20 protein-coding genes and 1 pseudogene are annotated in these 23,958 nt (G+C 41.6%); 5 read left to right on the forward strand and 16 right to left on the reverse strand.

What is annotated here, in order from left to right:
- Positions 1-509: 509 nt before the first annotated feature.
- The 9 genes and pseudogenes from ACO05P_RS05970 to ACO05P_RS06010 form a co-directional block, all read right to left on the reverse strand.
- Positions 510-824 (reverse strand): hypothetical protein, encoded by a 315-nt coding sequence (locus tag ACO05P_RS05970; protein WP_421754088.1) that lies wholly within the window; start codon positions 822-824, stop codon positions 510-512.
- Between the two features lie 149 nt (positions 825-973).
- A pseudogene (locus tag ACO05P_RS05975) lies at positions 974-2,037 on the reverse strand (IS3 family transposase); the annotation flags it as partial.
- Between the two features lie 62 nt (positions 2,038-2,099).
- Positions 2,100-2,462 carry a hypothetical protein gene (locus ACO05P_RS05980; protein ID WP_421754089.1) on the reverse strand — a complete coding sequence of 121 codons (363 nt, stop codon included), beginning with the start codon at positions 2,460-2,462 and terminating at the stop codon, positions 2,100-2,102.
- 184 nt (positions 2,463-2,646) lie between these two features.
- Positions 2,647-3,414 carry a hypothetical protein gene (locus tag ACO05P_RS05985; protein WP_421754091.1) on the reverse strand — a complete coding sequence of 256 codons (768 nt, stop codon included), beginning with the start codon at positions 3,412-3,414 and terminating at the stop codon, positions 2,647-2,649.
- An 885-nt stretch (positions 3,415-4,299) separates the two neighbouring features.
- Positions 4,300-5,160, reverse strand: coding sequence for an IS3 family transposase (locus ACO05P_RS05990; RefSeq protein ID WP_421754092.1), 861 nt, complete (start codon positions 5,158-5,160; stop codon positions 4,300-4,302).
- A 20-nt stretch (positions 5,161-5,180) separates the two neighbouring features.
- The gene (locus ACO05P_RS05995) at positions 5,181-5,447 is read right to left on the reverse strand and encodes a transposase (RefSeq protein ID WP_421750709.1); all 267 of its coding nucleotides are present in this window, start codon (positions 5,445-5,447) and stop codon (positions 5,181-5,183) included.
- Between the two features lie 51 nt (positions 5,448-5,498).
- A complete protein-coding gene (locus ACO05P_RS06000) occupies positions 5,499-7,244 on the reverse strand; it encodes an FG-GAP repeat domain-containing protein (protein WP_421754093.1) in 1,746 nt (581 codons plus the stop codon).
- 126 nt (positions 7,245-7,370) lie between these two features.
- Positions 7,371-7,757 carry a hypothetical protein gene (locus ACO05P_RS06005; protein ID WP_421754094.1) on the reverse strand — a complete coding sequence of 129 codons (387 nt, stop codon included), beginning with the start codon at positions 7,755-7,757 and terminating at the stop codon, positions 7,371-7,373.
- 353 nt (positions 7,758-8,110) lie between these two features.
- Positions 8,111-11,527: a T9SS type A sorting domain-containing protein gene (locus tag ACO05P_RS06010; RefSeq protein ID WP_421754096.1), complete on the reverse strand. Its 3,417-nt coding sequence runs from the start codon at positions 11,525-11,527 to the stop codon at positions 8,111-8,113.
- Positions 11,528-11,933: 406 nt separating this feature from the next.
- On the opposite strand from ACO05P_RS06010, the gene ACO05P_RS06015 reads away from it, so the two are divergent.
- From ACO05P_RS06015 to gcvT, 4 genes are read left to right on the forward strand one after another with little or no spacing between them, the layout of a single operon-like run.
- On the forward strand, positions 11,934-12,797 hold the full coding sequence (locus ACO05P_RS06015; protein ID WP_421754098.1) for a universal stress protein: 864 nt from the start codon (positions 11,934-11,936) through the stop codon (positions 12,795-12,797).
- Entirely contained in the window at positions 12,790-14,964 is a 2,175-nt protein-coding gene (locus ACO05P_RS06020) for a SulP family inorganic anion transporter (RefSeq protein ID WP_421754099.1), read from the forward strand. The genes ACO05P_RS06015 and ACO05P_RS06020 overlap by 8 nt, the downstream gene beginning before the upstream one ends.
- Before the next feature lie 2 nt (positions 14,965-14,966).
- Positions 14,967-15,548 carry a tRNA-(ms[2]io[6]A)-hydroxylase gene (locus ACO05P_RS06025; protein ID WP_210760515.1) on the forward strand — a complete coding sequence of 194 codons (582 nt, stop codon included), beginning with the start codon at positions 14,967-14,969 and terminating at the stop codon, positions 15,546-15,548.
- Between the two features lie 28 nt (positions 15,549-15,576).
- Positions 15,577-16,653: a glycine cleavage system aminomethyltransferase GcvT gene (gene gcvT, locus ACO05P_RS06030; RefSeq protein WP_421754101.1), complete on the forward strand. Its 1,077-nt coding sequence runs from the start codon at positions 15,577-15,579 to the stop codon at positions 16,651-16,653.
- A gap of 341 nt (positions 16,654-16,994) precedes the next feature.
- Here gcvT and ACO05P_RS06035 read toward each other — a convergent pair whose 3' ends face one another.
- From ACO05P_RS06035 to ACO05P_RS06065, 7 genes are all read right to left on the reverse strand, one after another.
- Positions 16,995-17,423 carry a hypothetical protein gene (locus ACO05P_RS06035; protein ID WP_421754102.1) on the reverse strand — a complete coding sequence of 143 codons (429 nt, stop codon included), beginning with the start codon at positions 17,421-17,423 and terminating at the stop codon, positions 16,995-16,997.
- Positions 17,424-17,455: 32 nt separating this feature from the next.
- Entirely contained in the window at positions 17,456-18,169 is a 714-nt protein-coding gene (locus tag ACO05P_RS06040; protein ID WP_421754103.1) for a hypothetical protein, read from the reverse strand.
- A 147-nt stretch (positions 18,170-18,316) separates the two neighbouring features.
- Positions 18,317-18,700: a hypothetical protein gene (locus ACO05P_RS06045; protein ID WP_421754105.1), complete on the reverse strand. Its 384-nt coding sequence runs from the start codon at positions 18,698-18,700 to the stop codon at positions 18,317-18,319.
- 110 nt (positions 18,701-18,810) lie between these two features.
- Entirely contained in the window at positions 18,811-19,479 is a 669-nt protein-coding gene (locus ACO05P_RS06050) for a class I SAM-dependent methyltransferase (RefSeq protein WP_421754106.1), read from the reverse strand.
- A gap of 361 nt (positions 19,480-19,840) precedes the next feature.
- Positions 19,841-20,203, reverse strand: a complete 363-nt coding sequence (locus ACO05P_RS06055) for an OmpA family protein (RefSeq protein ID WP_421754107.1) — start codon at positions 20,201-20,203, stop codon at positions 19,841-19,843.
- Between the two features lie 137 nt (positions 20,204-20,340).
- Complete coding sequence (locus tag ACO05P_RS06060; RefSeq protein WP_421754108.1) at positions 20,341-21,060, reverse strand: response regulator; 720 nt, start codon at positions 21,058-21,060, stop codon at positions 20,341-20,343.
- A complete protein-coding gene (locus ACO05P_RS06065) occupies positions 21,060-22,928 on the reverse strand; it encodes a histidine kinase dimerization/phosphoacceptor domain -containing protein (RefSeq protein WP_421754888.1) in 1,869 nt (622 codons plus the stop codon). Before ACO05P_RS06065 ends, ACO05P_RS06060 begins: the two co-directional genes overlap by 1 nt.
- Before the next feature lie 198 nt (positions 22,929-23,126).
- Here ACO05P_RS06065 and ACO05P_RS06070 point away from each other — a divergent pair, with 198 nt between their 5' ends.
- Entirely contained in the window at positions 23,127-23,948 is an 822-nt protein-coding gene (locus tag ACO05P_RS06070; protein ID WP_421754110.1) for a maleylpyruvate isomerase N-terminal domain-containing protein, read from the forward strand.
- Positions 23,949-23,958 lie beyond the last annotated feature (10 nt).

Raw genomic sequence — 23,958 nt, forward strand, 5'->3', positions numbered from 1 at the left:
AGGAACAGCAGGAACTTTTTTGGTCGTAGACTTCAAAATGTTAGCGGGAACAGGATCATGAAATAATCCTGCTTAATGGAGATTCGATGGGCATAAAAAAAGCTGCTGTGACTGAAAGGAACAGCAGGAACTTTTTTGGTCGTAAACTCTAAGATGTTAGCAGCGCTAGGATCATAAAGTAATCCTGCCTACTGGAGATTCGTTGAGTATAAAAAAAGCTGTTCCGATTGCAAAGAACAGCAGGCACTTTTTGGTCGTAAACACCAATATGTTAGCGGTATTAGAATCATGAAGTAATCCTGTCGCCCAGACAAAAAGCCTTCAAACCTAAGATGCTAAATATCAGAGTTTATTATACTTACTAGGTTCGAAACTGTATCCTAATAGACCTTATACTTATTGATGGAGGTAAAGGGAATTTACTGGTTTTGCTAACGGCCCGGCTAAAATTTCGCGCAACGGTTAGGTTAGTTGGGCATGCATTTTAGCCATTGTTGGGCACGTTACTTTTATTTTCTTTCAATTTCAAATCCACCAATTTCTGTGTCAGTAGCTTCAGCATCTACTCCTTTAAGTAAGAGCAAAGTCCTTTTTCTTCTGTCCTTGTAATAAAGCTCTGTCAATAATTGGTCAGGGTTATTTTCTAATTCCTGTATTCTTTCGTTGTAATAGGCGTAAACAATTGTATCTTGTTGATAAACATAATCGTATTCTAAAATCGCTTTTTCTCGTTCCCCTTGAATCTCATAAAGGTTTCCGATATACCATTTAAAGTCATGGTTAGTCTCAGCTGCTTGTTGAAGCAATGTCATTGCTTTCTCCAAGTCTCCTTGTTTTATGTAACAGCCGGCTTTGTTCGCCTTATTTCTTGGTGAATCTGTAAGCTTCCCCTGATCCGAACCATTAGTTAATTGACTTTTCCAAAGATAGTATTGTTTTCAACCACCCCGAGGGTACCCTCGGGGTGGTTGCGTTTGGCGTATACCCTAGGCGGTATATTTCCTAATGAATCATGAGGTTTAAAGTTGTTATAGTCATGCATCCACTTTTCTGTTTGCTCCCTTACCTGATGGATATCTTCAAAAATATATTTGTCCAGCACTCCTCGGCGGTAGCTTCCATTAAATCGCTCTATAAAAGCGTTCTGTGTGGGTTTGCCGGGTTGGATATATCTAAATTCTATTTCATGAATGACGCTCCATGATTTAGTGAGCTCAGCAATGAACTCGGGCCCATTGTCCATTCGGATCACATCGGGTTTACCCCTGCGATTGATTAAATGATTAAGCACATATACTACTCTGTTTGATGGAAGTGAGAAATCTACTTCGATATGTAGTGCTTCTCGATTGTAGTCATCAATTACCGTGAATGCACGAAACTTGCGCTTGTTTTCTAGTACATCATGTACAAAGTCCATACTCCAGGTCTGATTCGGCCTATCAGGCACCACTAACGGTTCTTTTACCCGAGCGGGTAATCGCTTCTTAACCTTTCGTCTTAAAGGTAGTTTTAAAGCCACATAAACACGATGTAGTCGTTTGTGGTTCCAAGTCTTGCCTTCATTACGTAAGCGGTGATAGGCGTTCCAAAAGCCTTCCTCAGAATGTTCTTTTGCTTTCGTCAGTAATGCTTCTTCCAGCTCACGATCATCCTTTGCTTGGGCTTGATAGTAATACACGCTTTTACTGAGGTTTAATACACGGCATGCCCTGCTAATACCGTAGCGTCTAGATATTTCCTGACCAATCTCTCTCTTACGGCAGGGCTTTAAAGCTTTTTTTCAATAATCTCTTTAGCTAGTTGATGATCTAGGGCCAGGTTCGCGTACATCTGCTTAAGCTTCCTGTTTTCCTCTTCAAGATCCTTTATACGCTTTAACTCCTTTCCACTCATGCCAGCATAACGCTCTCGCCATTTGTAAAACGTTGCGGTACTAACCCCGTACTCTCGGCTCAATTCCTGTGCACTTCTACCTTGATCAAACTCTTTCAAGACCCTGGCAATCTTCTCTGGCGAAAACTTACTCTTTCTCATAATCGACTGTTTAAAATTAATCCTATTCCTCTACTTTTAAACAGTTCGGTTTTAAGGGAAGCTTACAAATCAAAAGTCAACGATTCATCTAATCGAAACCGTTCGAGCGCTCGGTCAATGCTGTCGTTGTCGTAATAGATTTCACCAACGATAGTGTGCAGATTGGAAATTTTCCGTTTGTCAAGACTTTTGTCATTCTCAATCAAAGAGTCGGCATAGCTTGCTCCATCATTCAAATTATTATCCGCTCGTTTATATAATTTATCAATTTTAGCTTCCCATGCATATACTTCCCTGTTCTGTTGTTCAGCTTGCTTAGCAAAATCCTCCCTGATATCATCCATGAAATCATTCATGTTGTTTTGCTTGGGCTGACAACCAAATAGTAGAATCAATAATGTAAGTATTGAAAGTGTCTTTTTCATCTTAATAGATTGCAAATGGCTTATGATGGATTAGCTACGCTGAATTTCAATTCGAAACACCCTTCTGTTACTCGAAACCAATGCTGGCTACGAAGCGTAAACTCTGCTTTTCTGCAGACAAGTATGCTGATAGCCATTCATCCGAGATAAGCTATATTCTATGTTAGCCACCGTATTTTTCTGTTTACAAACCTTCATAAGGACTATCAAACTGAATCCAAGCTGTCCATTTTTCGTTCTCATTTCCACAAATATCCATCAAGCTAAATCTCACTTTATACTTTCTATTCTCCTTGTAGCTAAAAGCACCTGAACACATTCCACGACCTACACTTAAAGTGTCTGTGCCTTCAAAATTCAAAAAGTAAGTTGTTGATTCACCGCTCTTCAAGTCTACAAGTTCAGTTTTAACCAACAGTTCAGATTCGTCTTTTGTCTGAATCTTAAAATCCGCATAAATCGCTGGTCCGCAACCATAGTGAATTGTCCTTTTATCAACCAATTCAGGCACGTTTAATAGTTCAGGAGATTCAGTGTCTATTCCACCATCTACCTTCCAAGTTATTGGTTCATATTTTCCCAATTCTGAATTCCACCTTCTTAAACGGGAAGTTTCAAATTCGTCAAGCTTATCAATTTTTAATTGGTAGGTTCTTCCTGCAATTAATTCTTCTTCCGGTTCAAGAATAGCTTGGGTTAATTCAAACAATCCTTTGTACCTTTTTTTGACGTTCAGTTTTACTCTATGCCCTTCAGATTCAAGATATATAGGGTAATTTTCATTCAAGGAGGTTACTATTTTTTGACTTCTAAAATACCCTGTTAACACAATCAGTGAATTTTGTTTAATGGTTCCTTTCTGTGGAAGTGCCCAAAGTCCATCAATTGCACATTCCGCAAAAAGCTGGCCTGTTGTAATAAAACTTAGAAGTATGATTAGAACTATTTTCATGTCGTGTTTTTAATGGTAGCTAAGGGTCTTATTATGACTTGTGGCGATTTAACTATGCTGATTTTCAATTCGAAGCTATTCCTGCCTGTCCGAAGTGAAAGGTAATTAAGTACACCGACAAAGCGTAAACCCTGCTTATCGGCAGGCAAGCTTGCTTGCAGCCATTCAATCGCTATAAGTTTAATGCGTTCATGGACACAGTTATTTCTTATTTATTAACTCTATTTCTTTCGTCAAATCCGATCCGTGATATTCTTTGACATTTATAATATTCCCAGCAGGGTCGTATTTGAATTCAATTGTTTTCTTGTCATTGAGCTTATTTATCATTTTGATTACTTGTCCAAGTTGATTGTAGATAAAATGGAACTCATATGGTAACTGTGAGCAAATCATACACGCTGAATATCTATAGGAAGTTACTCTTGAAAGTGAATCGTAAGTTATCGTGTAACTCCAATTAGTATTGAAATCCCCCACTTTAGTCGAGTCATTCCATATAGTTATTGTATCATTTCTATGGTTCGTGTCAACCATTTTTTGAGGGTAATGATATGGAGTGAAAAAGTGCTTTTTGTAAAAATCCAAGTCTAATTTTCCCGAATACACAATTGTTCGCGTGTCGGTAATTTGTCCTTTAAATCCATTTGGTGTGGCCACGTCAAATTGAAGAGTGTCCTGTCCTTGAACAAGATTCAAAGTCAAAATCAATAGGATTGTTGTTATTGTCTTCATACTAATGGTGGCCAAGGGTTTGGCTATGAATGTATTTTGGCGTAACAGGTTCAAAATAGTTACATTGATAAATCTGGTATTGGTCATTGCCAAAAGGAATTGTGAAGTCAATGTAAGATATTATAGCATCAACTGTAACCTCCCCTAATTTCAGACTGAGTTTAAATGTACTTTGTTTTGTTTGGAGTAGCTTGTTTTTTCATCCAAGCAAGCTTGCTTGGATGAAAATTTCGCTTCTGCCTGGTGGGGCGTAATTCCCCCAAGTGCTTCATGCGGTCTGGTGTAGTTATAATCGTCTATCCATTGTTCGGCAATATGTCTCACCTGATCAATTCCAGAGAATAGATGTGCATCCAATACATCTTGCCTAAAGGTGCGGTTAAATCGTTCGATATAGCCATTTTGCATAGGTTTTCCCGGCTGGATGTAATGAAGCTCTATTTCTTGTAGTCTGCACCATTCACTAAACTCTAAGGAGGTGAACTTAGGGCCATTATCTACACGGATCTTACTCGGCTTTCCTTGTTCTTCAAAGGCTCTCTTTAAACATTGGATTACCCCAAAAGAAGGAAAGGTAAACTCGGCTTCTACAGTAATGGCTTTGCGATTAAAGTCATCGATTACATTAAGTACACGGAACCTTCTTCCATTTTCCAAGGCGTCACTCATGAAGTCCATAGACCAAGTTTGGTTAGGTCGCTCCATCTGAACTAGGGGTTCTTTCACACGGGCAGGAATACGCTTCTTGGTCTTTCTACGAAGGTTTACCCCCAACTTTAGGTAGATCCTACGAACACGCTTTTTATTCCAACCATAGCCCTCTAAGCGTAAGCGCTGATAAACCTTATCCTGACCCTCACGGGGGCGTAGCACCACCATCTCAAGCAGCTTATTAATTACTTCCGTATCATCTTTAACTGATTGGTAATAAAACATGGACTTAGGCAAACGAATCACCTTACAAGCCCTGGTAATACTTATCATGTAGGTTTCCTTTAGATAAGTAGCCATGTTTTGACGATCACCAGTGCCTACCACTTTTTTGAGAGCACATCCTTGAGCATTTTGTTATCCAAGCTCACATCAGCGAACATCTGTTTAAGCTTGCGATTTTCCTCCTCCAGCTCTTTCAAGCGTTTAAGTTGCAAGGAGTCCATCCCTGCATACTTCTTGCGCCATTGATAAAAGGTGCCCTTAGATATGCCATACTCCCGGCAAATCTCGTCGGTCTTTCGGCCTGACTCATGCTGTTTAATCGCATTAACAATCTGGCTATCGGTAAATCTCGACTTCTTCATAATTACTGGTTAAATTTAAATAGTTTTAACCAGTCCGAATTTTAGGGGAGGTTACAAATACACATCATCTAATCCATCATTATTAATATCTCCCACTGCTAAAGTTGAGTAAACACTAAGGTCTGGAAGTCCTGTTATAGACTCCAGAAATAAATTCCCGGATGCATCAGTGCTGTAAAATTTCAGCTCATAATGGTAAGCACCGTTGGGCCTTTCTACCATCATAATATCCAATTGGTGCTGGCCATCAAGATTCATAATAAACACTCCTTTCTGAGTATCGACCATGGGGTTTACCTGATTAGTAAACTGTCCATTTCCATTGTTAATTAGAATAAAAGCACCATCCGCCTGACCAACAAAATCCAAATCCCCATCTCCGTCAATATCAAGTACATCAATTGATTTAATATAATATTGATTAAAGAATGGTATGTTCTGGCGTTTAAAGAAATTCCCATTGTGATTAAGATACAGACCGCTGGTATTTTTCTGGCTTGAAGAAAGTAAAAAATCGTCATAGCCATCCTGGTTAAAATCTAAAGTGCGAAACTCATGGATTGAACCTGTAAAAGTGTTGAACTGCTTAGGTCTAACAAAGCCCCCGTTTTGATTGTTATATAATAATTCTTCGCCATGACTATTATAAATATCGGTGTATCCATCCCCGTTGATATCTACAGTATCATATTGCCAAAGCTCTTTTAAATCAACAGGATTGGTGTTAGTCATTACCTGAAAATTACCATTTGCTGCACGGTCGTAGTACTTTATAGTATCTCCACCGGAATTAAATGCCATTTGAGCAATGACCTCATTATCTCCATCGGCATCAATATCTAAAACTAAATGTGTATGCTCATTGTATCCTTGAGCACCCATTCCGAAAATACTGTTATCCTCTGTAAATCCCGCTTGAGGTGCATTATTGAGGTATAAATTTAGTTTTCTATAACTATTAGTATTACTCACCACAAAATCGAGTTCATTATCTTGATCAAAATCATCAATGAAAATTCGTGTATTAGAATAAAAGCCTGAGTTTTCAAATGATGTTGAAGTAAATCCACCATTGTTAGAGTTCAGATAAAAATTATTTGAAACAGACAATGAAGCATTAAATCCGGTAATAACAAGATCATCAAAGCCATCGGAATTCTTATCAAGAATACCAATTGCAGGGTTTTGGTAAATACCTAGATAAATCTCATTCGTTAAAAAGTTTCCCGTACTATCATTTATATATATTGCCGTATAACCTTGGCTACCATTGCTATGTTCTCCGTTTAAAACTAAGTCTGGATAGCCATCATTATTAACATCTAAAGTTTCATACATTTTAACTTTAATAGAATCCAAACTATTAAGAACTATTGGCTGAAACACAAAGTTCCCTTGGTTTATTAAAGCTACACTTACATTATTGCTGGTATTCCAATAAGGACTTTTAAAACTTAGAATGTCGTTTAAACCATCTTGATTAAGATCCACGATCAGTGGAGGAACATCTGTCTTAAAGTCCAAGCTATCCGGAATAGGTACAAACTGGCTACCACCTTGATTCTCCAATAACCATAAGAACTCAACATTTGAACCAAATCGATCCTTGCCATAGATGATGGCATCTGCATCGCCATCATTATCTAGATCTCCCAGTCGATTAAAGCTAATGATATGATTAGCAGACATATCTGGATATAATATGCTATCAATTTGAAAAAAGGAAGGTTGAAAATCAACCTGAGCAACCAAGCTAAGTGAACTCAGTACTAAAAGCGCTAAAACGAAGCGTTTCATAAATAAGGTATTTAAGGCTATGGAGGCAAAACTATTAAATCTCAGACTAGATTTTAGGCTTAATTTCTGCTGATTAATTGCCTATCCATCAGAAGTGCAAAGCTCGGAAAAGCTCGGAGCAATGATCTAATCTTCCTTGCTAGCCACCAAATCCCGAACCTTTTGATTTACTCGTCTCATTCCTTCTCTCATGTAGAGCGAATTACCAAAACAAGAATTACCAAAACAGAGGTAAATGAATTCAGAATCCTTCGCTAGGCTTGCCTCCTGGGCATGCTCAAAACTATTCATACTGGATGCATATATCTGAATGGGAGTTCCTTCTTCAAAGTGCTTTTGGGCTATTTGCTCAAATCTTTGAATCAAGGCATCCGCCAATAGGCTATCTTCAATAACATCGAGGTATACCATAGCGGCAAAGCTACGGATGGCCTCCTGCCAATATTGTGAGGTATCCAGGCAAGCTATGGTGTCAAAGTCTTGAAATTTCCGATTCAGAAGCGCTAGATTCATCGATTTATATTCCGATTCATCAATGACTTGACCCTGGAGATTTGACAAACTAAAAATGAAAAATAGCAGAGCTAAATAACGCATATAGAACCTGACGATCTTTTAAAATTCTCAAGGATAGGGGCACAACTTTTAAATAGAGCCTTCATTTAGTAAATATAAACAGAGCGATGGTATCTCCCTCTTTCACTTGTGTATTAAGGGGAAGAACGAATGGCGGTAAAAGGATAATTGAGAATGGTTTAGTCATTAATCCTCTAGCTGTGACTTCATGCTGCTTATACCCTAAAAAACCCCTCACAATTTCTCATGAGGGGCTTCCATCTTCTCTAACTGGGGATAAAGATTTAAGCTTAATCCACTTTCACAAAGCTTAAGGTGCTTTGGGTAGGTCCGGATACCCGTATTTTATAATGACCGGCTGGCCAGGATTCGCAATTCAGTTCATAACGATTGGCGGTATAATCCAATTCCAAAGTTTGAATTAATTGACCGTTTAAACCAAATACCTGAATTTGAAGGTTTTCGGTCCATTTGGCCTTTTCAAAATTCCATTCCAATTGCAAGGATTCACGAGCAGGATTAGGATAGAGCGACACCAAGTTCTCTACCAAGAGCTTATTGTCATTTGCCCCGCCATTAGAGCCCATTCCATCCGGAAGGAAAGTAGATTCTACATAAGCCGTGCAGCCGGTAAGGAATTTTTCCCAACCATCAATCATCCTTTGAGTAACGGGCAATTTATCGGCATAATTCCGCTTCAACTCCGCCAAGAATTGCTGATCTCTGTTACTTGACTCACTGATGTGATATTGGGCTGCTGCATTTTCAATCCAACGGATTTCATTCCAGTATTGCACTTCATCTGCCGACCAATCTATGGCGGGCTCAGCGTTCATCAATAAGGCCCATTCAGCATTATTGCCTTCGGCTTTTAAAAGCCCCAGGAGGTAAAGCTTAGGATACAATTCGGAACGACTCTTTAAGAAGTTTTTTAAGTCGCTTTGTCCTAAGTCTCCAGGTTGAGCTGCATATTGATTGATAAGAGTCCGCAAGGCAGCATCTCGTAATTCAGTGGCCGCTAAAAGTGCTTCTAATTGTTCTTCATCGGCGCCAGATTGATATTGAGCGAGCAAAGCATCGTAATAATTGAGATCAATCTGAGCCTGCGCCATTTTGCCTTTGGAACCGGAAGGATCTTCACCTGGACCTGTTCCACCTACAGAGCCCTCAGTTAAATCGGGACAGGCAGAATTGTAATTTACAGTAAAGCTATAATAGGCTTCGGTTATGCCCGTAGAATTATTAGGGTTATAGCGAGGATCTCCAGCTCCATAGTTATAGAAATGATGGCGCGCCGCATTGGTATAGTCCGAAGACCCTAAAGTGAAGAGATTATTGGCCAGATTATTCACGTTTCCCGCATAGGAACCTTGATGCTCTGAAATACCTTGATTGCCGCTAGCGCTGGTTCCACTAACATAGATATCCATACTATTGCCGGCTCCATAACCAAGGTCATTACAACGAAAATCCAAACCATCGAAGTTGGTGGCAGATCGGTTCCAACCATAGGCTTCAAAGCCTACACTTAAATTATCCGCTCTATTGCGGTAAGCTAAATTATTAGCCGCCCCACAATTTGTAAATAATGCTCCAATCGCTGGCGCTGACCCTACGGTTCCCTCAAACTGGTTGTTGTAACAATCAAAGGCCGAACTAGCATCGAAATACAATCCGTAATTAATAAACTGCAAATTGTAAGTACGAGGAATATCAAAGTAATTCTCAATGATCTTGGCATTGTTAATCGAAGCGAGGAAAATTCCGCCATCATTATTTTCGAAATGGCTGTATTGAACAGTCACCCTGTGATAGGGAGATAAAAGATAATTCCAGGCTTCTATCGCATGTTCGTAACCCGAAAACTCGCTATAAATACCACCATGGGGATCGGCAAATTTCGAATAGAGTCCGTCAACTTTAAAGGAGCCCCCCAAGGAATAAATAGCCTGGGTACCTTGATTTAAGTCGTAATAATCTACATCCGTATCAAAGCGACATCCGCGGAAGCTTACTCCAACCACATCCCAAATCGAAACACTCGCGGTTAAGCTGGTCATTTGATAGGCATCATCGCGGATAAAATCCGTATTCTCGAAAGTGGCCTGATAGGCTAATTCAACTCCTTTATAATAGCTATGGTAGCTTAATAATTGTACATCGCGACGGTTATTGTAGAAATGTGCGTTCTTGGCGATGATGATACCACCCGTGGTTCCAGAAATCCAATCTCCTTTGGAATCCACCCCGGAATTAGTCACCCCATCGCGAGCGTATTCAATAGTACCGCCATTAATCATTTCCAATACTGGTTGATTCACTACCGTTTGACTCACTCTATCATTACCATGCAGATAGACTCCTTGCCAGTAGCGACCGATATAGGTGGCATAGGGATCATTCTCCGCTGGATAGGCACAATTCCCTGCTTTGGTAATGGTACCGCCATTAATCAACAATTTAGCCCCGGGCTTTACGATGATTTTGCCCTCGGGCTGCATGTACACCGTACACTTGATTTCCAGGGTAGCCCCAGTTTCTACCACAATATCACTGTAAATCCAATGCTCAAAATCCCAGCTTTCACTGTGAGTTATAGTCATAGGAGTAGTCGAATAACCACTCATAAAAGGCCCGATTCTGGAGTTTAAAGGGTTCTTTCCAATATTGGTTGCCAGATGACAAATCCCTAATTGCAGAGGTGACATATAATTTCCTTCATGACCATTCATGAAATTATTGGTGCAACCATCATTTAATACCGCAAATGGATTTCCTCCACTTATAGCATGACTGGCTGATGAACAATGATAAGCATAAGCAGAACCGGGGGCATAAGTCGGATTATGAATAAAGACATCCGAAAGAAAATAAGGATTTGTAGGATTCAACGTACTGCTATTATAGGTGTGATCCAATCCAAAACAATGGCCAAGCTCATGTGCTAGATGAGCCGCAAAACTCCAATCTCGATAGAAATTACCACTACCTACCGGATCTTCCGCTATAGAAATGGGACAAGCACCGCTGGTGCAGGAATAACCTTGATTCTGTGGATCATCGGTGGTAATGATCATGGGGAGGCGATCTCCGTGGGTAGTCATATACCCCCACCAACCGGAAGGGTGACCAGAAGTAATATGAATGTTTAAAAAGTTCGCTGCTTCCGGATGGGCCGTAAACAAGAGGTTATTCATATTGGCTGAACTCATAGAAGCATTGATCGCCGAATTCTGCATGAAGTAGATTTCATGGAATTCCAGCGCCAATTTCTTAAAACTTAAATCGGTTACCCCGGCCATGGGATCTGAAGGACTGGGATTGCCATTAAACCAAAGATTATTCACCCAATCCATCATGGTAAGGAAACGCTGATGGGTTACCGGTGTATTCTGGAAATTCTTCTGCCCATTATCATCTTGCCAGATTACCACATTCACATGCACGGTTTTAAGAGCAGTATTAGCATTGGGAATGTGATTCTCCTTCTTCGAATAATGATTTACATAATCCGTACTTGACGCGGTACATCCCGCACCCGCGGCCGAAGTTTTCGCTAAGGTGGTGGTGGCGGGCAAATGAGTGCCACAATCATGATGATCCTGCGACTTTAAAGTGTAGCTAAAGCCGATTAGGATGACAGACAATAAAAAGGGGGAAAACAAGCTGGGCTTTTTGAGCCGAAGTTGAAAAGTGTGTGTTTTCATGTTACAGAATTTATTCCGTTAATGTAACTGATAAACAGATACTTAAAACAAAATTCACGACGAATCAAACTATCCTAAATGCTTCCATTTGAGTCCCCCAAATCAGAAAATCAAAACTCATCCCTCAGACCAAATTTTCATCCCTCCTGCCCTTCTTTTCGTCCCAAATGAGGTGGATAAAAAAATTTAAACTTTTTAAATTATGGATAGTGATTTGGCACGAAATACAACCATTAAAGGGCCTTAGGTTGAAATAAAGGCGCTGATTAAAGCTTAAAAAACGCTAATGAGTCCTAACATGTCTCAGAAAAGGATACCAATACACCTTTCAATTCAGTATTTCAGGCGCATCGACTAGTGGCCTTTCTTAACACTTCGTACCTTTATACAAATTGAATTTTCTGTCTTGAAACCTTTCAACAAAATGGTCATGGGCATTGGCCTCAGCCCCAGTTTAATTGCCAATGTAAAAGAAGCCGCACGCCTCTGTGAACACCTCGCGAACGAGATTATTTTCGTGCATGTAGGAGATGGTAAAACGGCTAGTCGCGAAGAAATTGAAAGCCAAATTCAAAGTATTGGCGCAGTGCAAGTCCCGCATCAGTTCCTTTGGCTGGAAGGTGATATCTCCGACAGCATCCTAAAGGTTTGTGAAGATCAAAAGGCCGATTTGCTAATGGTGGGAGCCTTACCCCGTGAAGGCCTCCTGCGCTATTATATGGGCTCGGTAGCCCGACAATTAGTGCGGAAATCCAATTGTAGCATTATGCTACTCACTCAGCCTATGCGCTTCCCTAAGGCGTACCGCCATATTGTGGTGAGTGGAGTTAAACATCCTAAAACACGCGATACTATTCACAAAACACTGGAAGTAGCCGAATCTTTGGGCTCCAAACTTCTGCATATTGTAGAGGAGATTCCACCCGATAAGAAAACCAGTCGCGCCGCCGATGATAAAGAACAAGCCCGCTGCAATCGCTGGCGCCATATAATTGAAGAACGCGAACAGCATCGCATTAAGCTGGCCCTGAAAGAAGAAGATCCCCATAATTTGGAAATTGAAAATCAGGTGATCTTCGGTAAACCCGGATACAGCATTGGCCACTTTACCCAAAGCAGTGGAGCCGAATTATTAGTCTTGAATTCGCCGGATACCAAACTCGGCTTTATGGATCGGGTTTTTACCCATGATTTGGAATACATCCTTTCCGAGCTTCCCAGTGATTTATTAATCGTGCATAGCAGCGATCCAAAGCCCATGAATGCTTAAGGACACTAAGAACATCCCCCAAAATATTCAATCCGGACTGATCGTCTCTCTGGTAGCATTACCGCTGGGGTTCGGATTGGCCCTGGCCAGTGGTGTACCTCCCATGGCGGGAATCATTGCCACTGTTGCAGGTGCGATTCTCTTTTCTTTATTGGGGAGCTCCCGCCTGATTATTGCCGGGCCCGGAAATGGTTTGGTGGTATTAAGCCTCTACGCAGTGGGAGTCTTGGGTCAGGGGAATCCAGCCCTGGGTTATTCCCTTCTCCTAGGTGCGATCTTAATGTCGGGGATCTTTATTCTGCTAATGGGACTCTTTCGCTTTGGTGTATTGGCCGAACTGTTCCCTGCCGCCGCTATTCGGGGGATGCTGGCTGCCATTGGCCTCATTATATTGAGTCGGCAATTGCATGTTCTATTAGGCGTAGACCCGCAATCCAGCTCGGCTTTTAGCCTCCTGGCCGAATTAGGTAAAAGCATCGGTCTTATTCAAAATGGCAGCGCTCCCTTAGCCGCCTGGGCATTGGGTTTAGTGAGTTTAGCTCTGCTCTTTATACTACCCAAAATTCGCTTTTGGCCTTTTCAAAAAATTCCCGGTCCCATGTGGGTATTGGCCCTGGGTATCAGCTATAGCTACCTCTCTCCACATTTTGCCCAATGGCCCCAATTGCCAGATAGCCATTTAATCAGCTTGCCACCCGAAATTTTAGATGCCTTTACCTTCCCTTCCTTTAAGGCTATGGGAACCGGCAGTTTCTGGACCATCAGCCTTAGCCTGGCCTTTATTGCCGCGGTAGAATCACTGCTCAGTATTAAAGCCATCGACAAGCTGGATCCGGAGCAAAGACGCTCCAATGCCAATAAAGATTTGCGGGCCTTGGGTATTGCTACCATCGGCTCCAGCTTGATTGGCGGTCTTAATGTAGTAGCGGTAATCGCCCGCTCCTCGGTGAACTTGAACAATGGCGCCAGCTCCTCCTGGTCTAATCTCTTTCACGGATTATTCCTGGTGCTTTTCCTAGCTTTGTTTAGCATTCAATTAGAGCATATTCCACTGGCGGTACTGGCCGCTATTTTAGTGCATACCGGCTATAAATTAACCGCGCCTTCGCAATTCCGGGCTATGGCCGAATTAGGTCGGGATGAGCTCCTGCTCTTCATTTTCACCTATCTCGCTACCCTGGCCAGTAATCTGATCATTGGCATCCTGGGGGGCATGCTTTTAACCCTGGTCTATCAATTGCTCAGTCTTAAAAAACGAGGCTATTATTTACGCAGCCTCTTTCGACCCAATGTTCTACTCTTCGAAGAACAGGAACATAAATACCATTTGAGTGTAAAAACCATGTCCAATTTCCTCAATTTCATTCGCCTTAAAAAGCAAATGGATACGGTGGAACCTCAGGCGGAGCTCATCTTGGATTTTAGTCTGGCAGAATATGTAGACCATTCAGTTTTGGAGCATGTACAACAATACCGTCATCGCTTTGAAGCAGCGGGTGGAAGTTTGGAAACCATTGGTCTGGATGATTTAGGGCAGCTCTCCTCCCACCCCTTAGCCACGCGCCGACCCCTGAAAAAAGGCAGCTCCAAAAGAGGGAAGCTTACCCGCCGGCAGAAAATGCTGCGCCTCTATGCTGCGGAGCATAATTTCCGCTTTCAATATTCTGAGGTAGAAGACGACGGACGCTTTAAAGGATTTGAATATTTTCAGGATAAATACCTGCATTTGCTGCGCAATCGGATTGAATGCCGCAATCAAAATTGGCTGTGGGCCGATATCCATTATGAGGACACCGATTTCTATGGCAATGCTCTACGACATGCCAGTATGGTCTATTTACCGCTGCCTACGGAAACGGCCCCCTTTGTTTTGGATCAAGAACGACTCTTAGATCGAGTAGCGCATTTGGCGGGCTTCAAGGATATCAATTTTGAAAGGCATCCGGATTTCTCCAAACGTTTTAAGCTCAAGGGGGAAGATGAAAAGTCGATTCGGAAATTCTTTGAAGGGCCCTTAATTCCCTTTCTCGAAAGCCATAAACAATACCATATCGAATGCAATGGCAGGGCTCTGCTGATCTTTGCCAAAGAAAGGCATACAACCGTTAGTGAGACCAAGCAAATGGTTAATTTTGCCGAGCAATTGACGGAAGTATTAAAGCCATGAGCATTTTACGACTAAAATTACCTACCGATCCCCGGTGGGCGAATATCGCCGAAAAGAATATTGAAGAAATCTTAACCGATCACGCTTTTTGTGAGCAGAAAGCCGCCTCTTATGCCATCTCCCTCCTGATTACCTATCCGGAGCACAGCGATTTGGTAGATGCCATGGCGGCCTTAGCGCAAGAAGAGATGAGTCATTTTGAAATGGTCCACAAACGTATTCGCGAGCGCGGCCTGGTTTTAGGTCGGGAGCGCAAGGATGAATATGTAGCGCGGATCAGCCAGTTCTTCCCTAAAACCCCGGATCGCGATTTACGTTTAGTCCATCGCCTGCTTATTGCCGCTTTAATTGAAGCCCGCAGTTGCGAACGTTTTAAAGTGCTTTCGGATCATATCGAAGACCAAGAGTTAGCAGAATTCTACCGCGATTTAATGGTAAGTGAGGCGAATCATTATACCATGTTTCTCAAATTCGCACGCCAATTTGGTGAACGCGAAAATGTAGATCAAATGTGGGACGAGCTGCTAAGCTTCGAAGCTGAAGTAATGAAAGACTTTGGCACCAAAGAGCACATTCACGGATAATCATTGGCGCAAGCCTAAAACACCTCTCATGAAAAAATTAGTTTTAGATCAGGTTCATCAGGACCTGGGTGGCAAAATGGTTGATTTTGCTGGTTTTCACATGCCTGTTCAATACGAAGGCCTCAAGGTAGAGCATCTTCATGTGCGCGAAAAAGTGGGCGTATTTGATGTTAGCCATATGGGTGAGTTCTTCGTTAGTGGCCCGGCCGCATTAGACTTCCTGCAAAAGACCACCAGTAATGATGTATCCAAATTAAGTCCCGGAAAGATTCAGTACAGCTGCATGCCCAATGATAAAGGCGGTATTGTTGATGACCTTTTGGTGTACTGCATAGCGGAAGGTGAATACCTATTGGTAGTAAATGCTTCCAATATTGATAAGGACTATGCCTGGTTAGACTCCCATCGTCCGGAAGGAGTGAAAATGGATAACCAAAGTGATGATTGGTCATTATTCGCCGTACAAGGTCCTAAGGCGGCCGAAGCCCTGCAATCCTTAACGGATACCGACTTAGCGGCCATGACCTATTATACCTTTGAAATGGGTAAAATAGACGGTGCGGAGGCGATTATCTCCGCCACGGGTTATACCGGAGCCGGCGGTTTTGAGATTTATGTGAAAAACGAAAATGCCCTGCAGGTTTGGAATGCCATTTTCAAAGCCGGAGCAGATTTCGACATTAAGCCCATTGGCTTAGGAGCCCGCGATACCCTGCGCATGGAAAAAGGCTTCTGCCTCTATGGAAACGATATTGACGACAGTACCTCTCCCCTGGAAGCAGGCTTAGGCTGGATCACTAAGTTTAGCAAAGACTTCATCAACTCCGAAGCTCTGCAAGCGCAGAAAGAAGCGGGTTTAAGTCGTCGCTTAACCGGCTTTATCATGGAAGACCGCGGTATTCCTCGTAAAGATTACCGCATCCTTAATGCCGAAGGCGATGCAATTGGCGTGGTTACCTCCGGCACCCAGTCTCCCAGCCTGGACCAAGCGATTGGCTTGGGTTATCTCAACAAGCCTTATGACGCGGCCGACACCGAGATTTATATCGAGGTGCGGAATAAGCAATTGAAGGCGAGAGTAAGCAAGCCTCCATTTTTGAAGTGAATTCTCTAGACTTTAGACGATAGATATTAGATCGGGCGGAGCCCTTTTAGAGGGGTTTTTAGGCTTGGAAAGATGTGGATAGTTCCAAGGGATTAAAGCCCTAAGAATTTTGATACGATTTGAAAACCTCAGGTGCCGGTGGGTGCTTGGGGTTTTTCTTTGGGGGGAAGATTTGAGAGGTGAGAATTGAGACCGGGCGGGGCCCTTGGAGAGGGGTTCTAGATTTGGAACTTTTTTGATGGTTTTAAGAGATTGAGATCATCAGAATTAATAAAAGTTCAAGGTTTTTTGTAGGGTGCGTATCCCGCATATTATCTTCTATACACATTGTTGTAGTCACTTTATTCTTTTTCCCAGTTTTGGATTAGCTCATAGTTGATTTCATATTCAACCGCTTTGCCGGAAGCTAAATACTCTTTTTCAAAGACTATCAGTTCGTTCTCAAATTTCAATGGCTTTATAAAACCTCCTTCCGCTTTTGAGATTTTGGCAAACTTTCTTGTTTTCAAGTCGACGATTGTCAAAGCTGTAATCGGCCCTTTTTTATAATCAGTTGTTAACCACTCCTGAAGAGCTAGGTACTTTGATTCTGGATGCCATTTAAATTCAAATCCAAAAATTCTATTGTTAATCAATTCTCCGTCCAACTTTAATTTATAATAAGTCGGCCCGAATCTTATTTCACCTTTATAAATGATGTCAAAACAATGAACCTTTCCAGGTGATTTATATGCTCCTATTTTTCTTCCATTTCTTTTAATGCACCACAAGGGTCTTTGAAATGATCACGCGAGATTTCGTACTACTTGCCAGTCAACCAAGACCAAAGTTTGTTAAAAGGATTAAAGCTTTTTTTAGCACTTTCTGCTCGCTTGAATCTACCCACTGTTGTATGCAGTGCTTCCTTATTTTCTTCAATCTCTATCTTTTCCAGAGTACGCAGTTCTTCTTCAGTGTTAGTTCTTTTGTCAAGAAATTGATACTGTCCAAACTCGTCCTTCTCGCCATTTAGAACAATTTTCCCTTCATCAATCCACTGCAATATTAATTCGGCCTCTCTTTTGACACCAGGGTAAATTCGGTCAATTCGGCCGTTTTTTTGTTCACTGGTTAGGATCTCCCAATCACTGAAGTTCCAAAAGTCTTCGGAAAAAGTCAGGCCGTAACCCAATCCAAGATTGTGGAAAAAACTATAACCTGAACAATACAGATAGTAGGTTTCAATAAGCGATTTAGCGAAGTCATCTTTTCGATTAATCAAGTCGGATAATATATTTTTCAGTTTTCGTTCCTCAAATTCTCCAAAATCCAAGAATGGATTGACAATCTTTGCCATTTCATGTAATATATATCGGTCTTTGAAATTCAAGGAAATCAAGTCGATATAGGAGTCGTAGCCGAGAAGTTGTTCAAGTTCCTTCTTGGAATAAAGCCACTTTTCAAAATCAGCAACCGAAATTTCCTTGTTAAGCACTTGGAAGAACTGATTTTGTACATCAAATGGCAATTCATTCATCGTGGTCTTTATGGTATTACTTACAAGGTTTATTTAAAGATAATTCGACCTTCTCCTAAAGTCCTAAAAAACCAGTAGCACCCTCATATTCTGTTTCAATGGCTATTGCATAACTATTGACCTAGCTTTGGGTTGTTGTTGGCTTTTTTAATTTAAACCGAATACTTCTTGGTAGGAATAATACTTTGATCTCCCAATTATGAAAATAATCTGTCCATTTTGGTCAGTTACCACCCCACGTTCTTGATTGTCGCTTATCGGGAATAGTATTCTATACGCCAGGCCGTTTTCCAACTGAATGCCGTATTCTTTTTTGCCATTTTCCAAATGAACCGAGTTCTGGGAATATTCCCAGGATCCTAAATCACCATCTTCATTATGGATTGTCATTTCATCTCCGGTAAATACGATTTCCGATTTAAGACCTTCCGCATTTAAAGCTTTCCATTTTCCGCGATACACCTCAGATCCTTCGCAGCTGGTAAAAAGTAATGCAATTACAAATAGGTTTAAAAATAGGGTTCTTCTCACTTTCTAATTAGTTGATTTTGTTTGGCTTCTACTTACACACAATGGCCCATAATCGATGTCCTAGCTCATCTAAGAAAGCTATGCATAATACACCTTTTTGTAGCCAGTTTTTATTTCTTTTTTGTCAGCCAACCCATATAAATTGACGATTGAAAAAAACGAAGTGGTGCTTCAAAACCTGCTTCTTGCAATAATTCTGAAAGTCGTTGTTCTGAAACAGTAAAAAGTTCATTTCCTATTCTGTTCAGCCGATTATTTATTTGTTCTTCGTCTAAGCCTTCTGGCAATAGAAGTTTGAGAACTTTTAGGTTTTGTTGAATTTGCTTTTTATCGCCTGTTATGTCAAGTATTACAAATGTCGCACCCGAAACCAATCTATCGGCAATGTCTTTAAGTAAGTTCAGTTTGTTGCCCTTGTCGTCAAGAAAATGCAGAACTAATAAAAGTGTCGCAGCGCTATATTTTTTCTCCATGTCAAGCTTAGAAACCAAACCTTCAATTAGGCTTACCTTGTTGTAAAAGTGAAGTTTATCCTTCGCTTGTTTTATCATTTCAGGCGATGGATCAATGCCTGTAATTGTCCATTGTTCGGGTGCTTTTACAAAACGCTCAATTTCGTTACCCGTTCCACAACCGACCACCAATAAATCCTTTTGGTCTGTATCGCTTAGAAGTTTGGGCAATCGGTCTAAAAAGTAGTGATAGTTTGGTATCCACGTTTCTACAAACTGATTGTAACCCGTCGCTCTTTCGTTTTCAAATACTTCTACTTTATTCATTTTATCTGTCGTTTAGGTTGCCTGCTACAATGACCACCAACTAGTTTAAATGAAGACCAAAATTAACTAATGATAACATTTAGGTACGAATAAAAGCGGAAGTCTAGATTGCAATTAAATTCAGGTCATAGACACCCTAAAACTACAATTTATTGAAAGGCAAGGACCAAAACCCTAAGGTGCAAATATTCCTGAAATGCCTTAGATGCCTCGGGATTTGAGCTAGCAAGATTACTAGTCAATTAGCTACCGCTAATTTTATTGGAATTGTTCTCAGGTCTAAAAACTCTGATGAAGTACCTGAAAACACGAAAAGCCGTCTCGGCTGAGCCGAGACGACTTTTTCCCCCTCCGGTATCCTCTACTGCAGAATAATCCGGACTCTACGATAAAGAAAATCAGGTTTGGTTTGCTCTTGAATCTCGCTTTCGGGGCGAATAACAATCTTCCTTCCACTAATCCCCTGGCGCATCAAAAAGTCCTTTACCGTTTCTGCCCTTTTTAACTTCAGGGCATCATTGTATTCCGTGGGTCCGGTATTGTCGGCATGCGCCTCTAAAATATAAAGCTGGGCATTTCGATTTCCATTGTCATCCAACCACTCAAATAAGCGCTGGGCCTCCAGAGTTTGGATACGATGACTGTCAAATTCAAAAAATACCAACATGCTCGCCGGAATTGGATTCGTTTTGATTCCCATGCTGAGAATAGTGCTTATTCCCATTTCTGTTCAATTGCTAGTGATAAAGGCAATTATCGAGAAGCAAATTAGCCTCGATTTCAACGCTTTAGAAATAATTGTTACGAAATAGCACTCAGCTGTTCTGAACCCCTAGATTTCTGTTCAGAAGCCCATGAACCTTAGTCGATGGCGAACTTTTTAAAGAGCTCATCCCGGTAAGACTGTCCAATCGGAATTTCATCGCCTTCCACCTTAATGCAATGGGAATTAATGCCTTGCATAAAATCGATGTTCACGATATAAGAGCGATGTACCCGCTGAAATTGAGAGGGTAAGGTCGATTCAAACTCGCTCAAGCTCTTGCGAATTACATGACGCAATCCATTCACTAAATAAAGCTCCAGATAAACATGGTCGCTCTTGATATAGAGTAAATCCGAATAGCGGAGTTTCTGATAGAAGTTCTTATCCTTCACAAAGAATACATCGGGATCGGAAGATTGCTGCTCCTCACTTTCGCCCTCCTCCTGGGGAGCATCTAAAGCCATTTCAATCGCCGCGAACAGATCCTTCTTGCCAAAGGGTTTAATGAGATAGGCCGCCGGTTTTAAAGGCTTGGCCCTGCGCAATGTTTCCGACTCTGCATTGGAAGTGAGAAAGATAAAGGGGAAATTAAATTCCTCGCGATAGACCTGAGCCAGATCAATACCATCCTTTTTACCGGCTAATTGCACATCCAATAAAGCCAAATCCGGCGATTCATCACGCGCTTGAGCCAGGGCCTCGGTATAGTTAATTACCGGTTCCAGAGGTTGGTAGCCTAATTCTTCCAAGGTATCGTAAATGCTGTCTGCAATCACGATCTCATCTTCCACAATTTGAATCTTCAAAGTGCTCATCAGGCAATTTCTCTCCTTTGGTCGGTATTCTTAAACTCAATTTTGAAACAAGCCCCGGAGCGGTATTCATATTCCACCTTGCCGTACAATTGCCGACTTAAACGCTTAATTAAGCGTAAGCCCAGGCTGCGACTTTTCTCCCAGTCCATTCCTTCGGGTAGGCCTTTTCCTCGATCACAAAATTCTAAATAATAATGATCATCCCGAGGCATTAAACGAATAATTAGCTGAAGCTTTCCTTCGGCATCCTGACCATACTTATAAGCATTGGTCACCAATTCATTCAGGATCAATCCCAATGGAACCGCCGTATCAATATCCATCATCAATTGCCCTTCCGGTAAATCGTATTCGCACTGGGCCTGCTTATCCTGCATGGCTCCATTTTGCTCAATGAGCTTGAGGATAAAGTCCTTGATATCAATCAAGCTCAAATCTTCATTCTGATAGAGCTTTTGGTGAATTAAAGCCATGGCCTTTACCCGCGATTGTCCATCCTCTACCGCAATTAAAGCCTTGGGATCGGAAATCGCGGAAGACTGTAAATCCAAGAGACTGCTAATTACCTGTAGATTGTTCTTCACCCGATGGTGAATTTCCTTTAATAAGATTTCGCGCTCTTCATTTTGCTGACTGATCACCGCATTCGACTTTTCCAGCTCCAGCAAAGACTTATTCTTTTGGCGATAGAGACGATAGCTATTTAATCCAAAGGCAATGATCAATAAACCGGCGCCAGACAGAATATAGATGATCAATTCCTGAGTTTGAGCCAGTTCCTCCTGCTGCTGATTGGTCTGACTTAAAAACTCAATTTGAGCTTCCTGCTTACCACTTTCGTATTTGGTTTGCAATTCGGTAATCACCTTTTGCTGCTCAATATTGTAGAGCGAATCATTGAGGTCGATAAAAGCCTTTGCGTACTTAATGGCCTGCTCTGATTCTCCCAAAGCATCATAGGCCTTGTAGAAAACTTCATTAGCCTTACGCATCTGATGCAGAAAATCCAGCTCCTCCGCCAAGCTATAGCTTTGCTTCGCATATTCAATGGCTTTGTACAATTCTTTCCGGCCTACGCTATCGCGCTCAGCGCCCATCACCAAATTAACCACCGCCAGATTTACATAAATGAATACCTTAAAGCGTTGCCGGCCATCCGGCGGATAAGAGTTCAGGGATTTTAGGAATTCTGCCTCTGCTGCCCGTAATTTATTCTGCTTTAGATAGATCAGGCCAACATAGGTGGGATAAATAGCGATATAAGATTCGCGTCCCAAAGCGGTATACCATTCCAAAGCCAGATCGTAATACACCTTGGCTGAATCGTATAAACCAAATTCATATAGCAATCCGCCGATCTGGTAAAAGCGCATGGCTGCCCGATTGCTATCCCCACCCTCCTTAAAATAGTCGAGGGCCAATAAAGAGTGTTCAATAGCCTTGTCGAACTGCTCTAGCTCCTGAAAGGAAACGGCTAAATTCCCATGCGATTCGGCCATTGAGATGGGCCCTAATTGCAGAGAATCTTTAATGGAGAGCGCCTTAAATCCATAATCATTGGCTTTTTGATAACGTCCCCGATACTGATACATAATCCCTAAATAGGTATAGATATCAGCCAGCTTTTCAGGATCATTTAATTCTCGCGCTAAATTCTCCGCTTCCAATCCATAATAGATGGCCGAGTCATTCTGCTCCTGATGCATATAATAGCGCATCATATCCTTTACGATAAGCAGCTCTTCCTGCGAACCAGGCAGTACATTTTGTCGAGCTGTTTTTAAAGAATCGAGGTCCAGGCTATAAGCTCCAAAGGGAAGCAATAGCAGAGTGAGAATGAAGGGGATAAAAAACCAGCGAATAATCATGTTCTCCACAAATGTAAAGGGAATTAAGGAAAAATGAGAAACCCTAATAATTTGAGACCAGGCACTAAGTGACAATAGGTACGGAATAAGAACAATGAAATTGTCGTCGCAATCATTAAAGAAAGCTTAATGAAGTTCTAAACGACCCAGCTATTTATTTGACGCATCTTTAATTTTCATTATTAATACCTAAGGATCATGTTGCTACTGATCGACAAGTTTCAGGAGCTGGATATAAAGCTGATCGATTTACTCGAAAGCCTGGAGCCGGAAGAATGGCATAAACAGACTGTAGCCAAGCTTTGGACTGTTAAAGATGTGGTAGGTCATCTATTGGATGGGAATATTCGAAACCTTTCCATGTTGCGAGATGGCTATATGGGCTTAAAGCCGGAAATCAACTCTTATCAGGACCTCCTCGACTTCCTGAACGGACTTAATGCTGAATGGGTACAAGCCATGAAAAGAGTGAGTCCTGCCCTCTTAATCGATCTATTAAAATTTACGGGCAAACCTTTTAATGACTATTACGCCAGCCTGGACCCCCATGCCAAGGCGCAATTCTCCGTGGCATGGGCCGGCGAAGAGGAAAGCAGCAATTGGATGCATCTGGCTCGTGAGTACACCGAAAAGTTCTTGCACCAGCAGCAAATTAGAGATGCAACGGGAAGGCAAGGCCTTATGACCGATGAATACTATCTCCCCTTCCTGGAAGTCTGTATGTATGCCTTGGCCCATACCTTAAGAGATACTCCTATGGAGAAAGGTTGTGTTTTAAAAATGAAAATAGTGGGGGAAGTTTCCGGCGAATGGCTGGTTCAATACAGTGGCGAAAAATGGCTCAGAATAGAATCAAACCCAGATCTTTCCATAGCAACCGAAGTCCGTATTGACTCCTACGCCGCCTGGAAACTCTTTTCCAAAAGTCGGAGAGCCAAAGACCTCAGTGATCAGATTGAAATTAGTGGCAATCTGGCTTTGGGCGAGAAAGCCTTGGAGATGGTGTCTTTTATGGCTTGATAAAATTTCT

It is taken from the genome of Croceimicrobium sp., from assembly GCF_965228705.1.
In the GTDB taxonomy this organism is placed as follows: Bacteria; Bacteroidota; Bacteroidia; order Flavobacteriales; family Schleiferiaceae; genus Croceimicrobium.

Bases quoted from the DNA above. Each gene is read 5' to 3' on its own strand.
- ACO05P_RS05990 (WP_421754092.1), bottom strand. From the start codon at position 5,160: ATGGCTACTTATCTAAAGGAAACCTACATGATAAGTATTACCAGGGCT.
- ACO05P_RS06065 (WP_421754888.1), bottom strand. From the start codon at position 22,928: ATGATTATTCGCTGGTTTTTTATCCCCTTCATTCTCACTCTGCTATTG.
- ACO05P_RS06000 (WP_421754093.1), bottom strand. From the start codon at position 7,244: ATGAAACGCTTCGTTTTAGCGCTTTTAGTACTGAGTTCACTTAGCTTG.
- ACO05P_RS06005 (WP_421754094.1), bottom strand. From the start codon at position 7,757: ATGAATCTAGCGCTTCTGAATCGGAAATTTCAAGACTTTGACACCATA.
- ACO05P_RS06020 (WP_421754099.1), top strand. From the start codon at position 12,790: ATGCTTAAGGACACTAAGAACATCCCCCAAAATATTCAATCCGGACTG.
- ACO05P_RS06010 (WP_421754096.1), bottom strand. From the start codon at position 11,527: ATGAAAACACACACTTTTCAACTTCGGCTCAAAAAGCCCAGCTTGTTT.
- ACO05P_RS05995 (WP_421750709.1), bottom strand. From the start codon at position 5,447: ATGAAGAAGTCGAGATTTACCGATAGCCAGATTGTTAATGCGATTAAA.
- ACO05P_RS06050 (WP_421754106.1), bottom strand. From the start codon at position 19,479: ATGAATAAAGTAGAAGTATTTGAAAACGAAAGAGCGACGGGTTACAAT.
- ACO05P_RS05980 (WP_421754089.1), bottom strand. From the start codon at position 2,462: ATGAAAAAGACACTTTCAATACTTACATTATTGATTCTACTATTTGGT.
- ACO05P_RS06060 (WP_421754108.1), bottom strand. From the start codon at position 21,060: ATGAGCACTTTGAAGATTCAAATTGTGGAAGATGAGATCGTGATTGCA.
- ACO05P_RS06070 (WP_421754110.1), top strand. From the start codon at position 23,127: ATGTTGCTACTGATCGACAAGTTTCAGGAGCTGGATATAAAGCTGATC.
- gcvT (WP_421754101.1), top strand. From the start codon at position 15,577: ATGAAAAAATTAGTTTTAGATCAGGTTCATCAGGACCTGGGTGGCAAA.
- ACO05P_RS06040 (WP_421754103.1), bottom strand. From the start codon at position 18,169: ATGAATGAATTGCCATTTGATGTACAAAATCAGTTCTTCCAAGTGCTT.
- ACO05P_RS06055 (WP_421754107.1), bottom strand. From the start codon at position 20,203: ATGGGAATAAGCACTATTCTCAGCATGGGAATCAAAACGAATCCAATT.
- ACO05P_RS05985 (WP_421754091.1), bottom strand. From the start codon at position 3,414: ATGAAAATAGTTCTAATCATACTTCTAAGTTTTATTACAACAGGCCAG.